At 55.8% G+C, this 3,705-nt stretch carries 2 protein-coding genes, 1 tRNA gene and 4 pseudogenes; all 7 read right to left on the minus strand.

The features are described from left to right. Positions 1-144: pseudogene (locus CFR71_RS17070) on the minus strand (IS701 family transposase); the annotation flags it as partial. Between the two features lie 366 nt (positions 145-510). Next, positions 511-687: pseudogene (locus tag CFR71_RS17075) on the minus strand (HNH endonuclease); the annotation flags it as partial. A gap of 209 nt (positions 688-896) precedes the next feature. Further along, a complete protein-coding gene (locus CFR71_RS15295) occupies positions 897-1,358 on the minus strand; it encodes a YbaK/EbsC family protein (RefSeq protein ID WP_019092568.1) in 462 nt (153 codons plus the stop codon). An 85-nt stretch (positions 1,359-1,443) separates the two neighbouring features. Next, positions 1,444-1,836 (minus strand): annotated as a pseudogene (locus CFR71_RS15300) (SAM-dependent methyltransferase); the annotation flags it as partial. Positions 1,837-1,970: 134 nt separating this feature from the next. Further along, positions 1,971-2,135 (minus strand): annotated as a pseudogene (locus tag CFR71_RS15305) (DUF3363 domain-containing protein); the annotation flags it as partial. A 340-nt stretch (positions 2,136-2,475) separates the two neighbouring features. Continuing rightward, positions 2,476-3,378, minus strand: a complete 903-nt coding sequence (locus tag CFR71_RS15310; RefSeq protein WP_116790924.1) for a transposase — start codon at positions 3,376-3,378, stop codon at positions 2,476-2,478. 228 nt (positions 3,379-3,606) lie between these two features. Beyond that, a tRNA-Met gene (locus CFR71_RS15315) sits at positions 3,607-3,683 on the minus strand. Between the last annotated feature and the right edge of the window lie 22 nt (positions 3,684-3,705).

Consider the following 3,705-nt stretch of genomic DNA (forward strand, 5'->3'; position numbering starts at 1 on the left):
AGACAGGTTGGACAGATAGTATTTCCGTTCTCCGGTGGAACGGTGCTCGCCAATCAGCCAGGCTTCCTCCCCGGGCATATGCTGGGCCGTCCGGCCACCGATACGCTGGGCTGGACCATCTGCAACGCGTACCTTCGTCTGCGCCCGGTAAAGATCCGTCGTCCCCCTCTCTGCGTTGGCGATGGAGTCATCTAGGTCGATCGTTTGGCCGGAGGAAAGGTCGACGAGCCGTCGCCCGCGCTTCGCCTCCTTGTCGGCAATGCCTTGCAAGATCTTGCGGACGTCTTCCTCGCTGCCTGCGACGAATAGTTCTTCGCCGAGCTCATGTGGCTGGCGGATGACTACCGGATTGTGACGGTATTCAATGTCACCGGCCGGTGGGATAGTCATCCGACCGGGCTCGTTGGTGTCCATCGAACGCATCGGCATCACTACGTCCGGGACATTGCCACTGTAGCCCATGATGCCGAATTGCTGTCGTATCATGGCCAGCAGCGGCTGGTTGATCGTCGCCGCGTCGACCGAATCGCCGAGCTTGCTGTTGCACTCGGTGCACGCATCCATCGTCGCGAAGCCATTACTGCCGCCGAGCGACCATGGAATGAAGTGCTCTAGGGACGGATTCAGTGGGCTATCGCGCTCTTCCTTCGGGACGAAGGTCTGGAGGCAATATACGCAACGAGCCATTCGAAATCCGCCTTCGGTTAATCGATCGAATCTAGGTCTTGTCTCGCCTTCGGGCTATCGTGATTATCGCCGCCCCGGGCGACGTGGCAACCGAAACAAATTGCAGACTGATGTCAGGTTTACCGGTCTTATGTGCGCAAAGCTGCCAGTCCACTTTCGGGCAACCACCATCACCACTTTGGTGCCTGACTTGTAGGCGAAATCCGACATTAGTGCTGGCTGACATCGACCCATTCTGCGCCAACAAGTTCCACCAGTTGCTCCGGCGTCAGACATACGGAACTGTTCCGGTCACCTGCCGCGGGCCAGACTTCGTCAAACGCACGCAAGGAGATGTCGCAAAACACCCTGATCGGCCGCGGCAACCCAAAGGGACACACGCCACCTACGGGGTGGCTTGTCAGTTCCAGCACCTCGTCCGCAGGCAGCATGCGAGGCCGGTTGCCGAACGTATCCTTCGTCTTGCGGTTGTCCAACCGTCCTGTCCCGGCCATGACAACCAGGATCCGCTCATCCCCGACTTTCAGCGCCAGCGTCTTGGCAATCTGCCCTTCCTCCACACCCAGAGCCTGAGCGGCTTCCGCCACTGTCGCCGTACTGTCTGTCAGCACGACCGGTTCGATATCAGGTGCGTTCGCCTCGAAAAATGCCTGCACGGACTCCCGGCTCATCTCTTCCCCTCCACAATGCTGGAAAACTGCTGGTGGTCCGGATGATGACACATCCTGCATTTCTCGGACACAATCACAGACCGGTTCACAACGGCGCCACCTGAAAACTGCCGACATCAATCATGAAACTACCGTCTACCTCGATCTCGAAATAGCGTTTTACCGCTTCCGGGGCAGTCTGCTGGAGGGAACGAATGGCCACAGTCTGCTCAATCGGGGTTTTCGTACGTGCCACCCAGCTTGCGAAGTCCATACGCAGGCGATGGGTCTGAAAAGCCTTCAGAACGAAGCCCGCCTGCCCCAGACAGGCCGTCCATTCAGCAGATGAATAATCCCGTACATGCGAGATATCACGCAGCAGTTCCATCGACTGCAGTCAGCTATCCAGCAGGGCGGAAGATGGGGCCGTCACATCAATGAACAGAGCCATGCCTGCAGAAGTCAGGACACGTCGTGCCTCCCGCAGACCTGCCAGAGCAGTGACAAGGCCAGACAACGCTTTACGCCGTACTGGTTTCTGATCCGCCCCGCAGCGGGTTACTACGCCGCCGCATGCTCTGGAATATTCGTAGGGTTATTGAGCAGCAGTCATGAAGTCGTATCCGGACTGGATACGATCAGGCTCTGCAGCAGCCCGCGACGCTCGATGTCGCGGGCCAGTTCCTCAATCGACAGGCCGGATTTCACACGCCGCACGTTGGACTGGGACAGCACGAGCCGGTTGAACGGGATGTCACGAGACGAACTCAGGCTGATTTTGGGAATAGCGGTCGCCATGGCGAAAAGCTCCATGACGGGCGGACAGGAGACTCTCCCCTACCCTCTCAACCCGTCACGAAAATCCGCTCAGCCCTCTGACTCTGACGGCTGCACCCACACCAACCCACCCCCTATTTTCCCGGCAAAAAAAATGTCGGCACTGGGGGGAGAGAAGACTGTCTGCATTACGGCTCATGATCGTATAAATTAGTCGTTAAAATCATCTAATCAGTCTACAATGAAGTGAATGCTACCAAAGAAAATCCGTTGAAGACGTGGTAATATAATTAGAAATTATAAATAATTCTCTTATTATTAAAAATATGGCTCTTCCGCAAAGTGTGTGGTGATTTTTGTGCTATGAGAGCGGAAGTACACGTGCCCTGAGGAGTTCGAAGCCTGCTCTCCCGAACATGGTGCGCTTTATCATTTTCAATCGACTGATCTGCCCCTCGACAGGGCTGGTTGTCCACGATGTCGCAAGAGAAGCCCGAATGGCTTCGGCATCCCGTTCAAGGGCTGGAACCAGACGGAAGAGCAGCGTATCCCTTCCTTCTTTCAGTAAAAGCCTGAGGTTATCTTCTGATTTCCTGCAGAGCAGATTTTGCATTTTTCTCACCCATCTGGTCGTTTTTTCCAGTTGGGGTTCTGCTGCAAGAAGTTCCCTGACAAACAGGGTCTGCTGATCGGCAAGTGTTCCAGGATCCGTCAATAGGAGGCGTGCCAGTTTCCGTCCGAGGGGAGGCACAGCATGGCGTCGGGAGCGCTGTTGTGGAGATGCAGTCTGTCGTATCGTCAACCATTTCCACACAATCCCATATTTCCCGGTAAAGCCCTGACTGACCAGCTCCCGCCACAATGTCGTGGCGTTATGGCATCCTTCATGCCATCGCCTGTCCAGATAATCCGTATAAGGCGCGAGGATACCGGGCTTTGTCGTGGTACGCTTCCATGTCGGGGCGTGCCCCTGCCTGAACCAACGCCGCAGGGTCTTGCGCTCGACACCGATCATGTCAGCTATGGCCTGAAGGCCATGCCCTTCGGCTTTCAGGGCAAGGGCATCATTGAATCGGGTTTCACGCCTTGACTGTGCGGCCTGGCTCGCATTTCGTGTGGGCGCCTGTGCTTTTTGCAGGCATGATGGCTGACAGGCATGCTCCAGAAGGAAGGTGACGTCGTGCATCTGGTAGCAAAAGAGATCACCGACCTTTCCGGGCTGCTCGCGGACGTCGTTAATCGCTCCTCTATGGAGAACACTCATACCAGCGATTCCGCCGGTGAGCGTATCGTCGTCAGATCTCGCAATTTCCACTGATCAATAAGGCCGCCGATAAAGATCGCGTTATCGTGATATGGCCTGTTTTAGGCGTAACCTACCCTGGAGTTTCACTCCCATCTGCATCCTATACGCATCCTGCGGGAGATTTCAGACAACAAAAAACCCGCCTCAGAGGTCGGGTTTTAATGTGTGATATCAATCACTTATATCTGGTTGCGGGGGCAGGATTTGAACCTGCGGCCTTCAGGTTATGAGCCTGACGAGCTACCGGGCTGCTCCACCCCGCGGTGGTGAGTTGTGTTATGGGCT

Origin of the sequence: Novacetimonas pomaceti (assembly GCF_003207955.1) — a bacterium.
Lineage (GTDB): Bacteria > Pseudomonadota > Alphaproteobacteria > Acetobacterales > Acetobacteraceae > Novacetimonas > Novacetimonas pomaceti.

Bases quoted from the DNA above. Each gene is read 5' to 3' on its own strand.
- CFR71_RS15310 (WP_116790924.1), bottom strand. From the start codon at position 3,378: ATGAGTGTTCTCCATAGAGGAGCGATTAACGACGTCCGCGAGCAGCCC.
- CFR71_RS15295 (WP_019092568.1), bottom strand. From the start codon at position 1,358: ATGAGCCGGGAGTCCGTGCAGGCATTTTTCGAGGCGAACGCACCTGAT.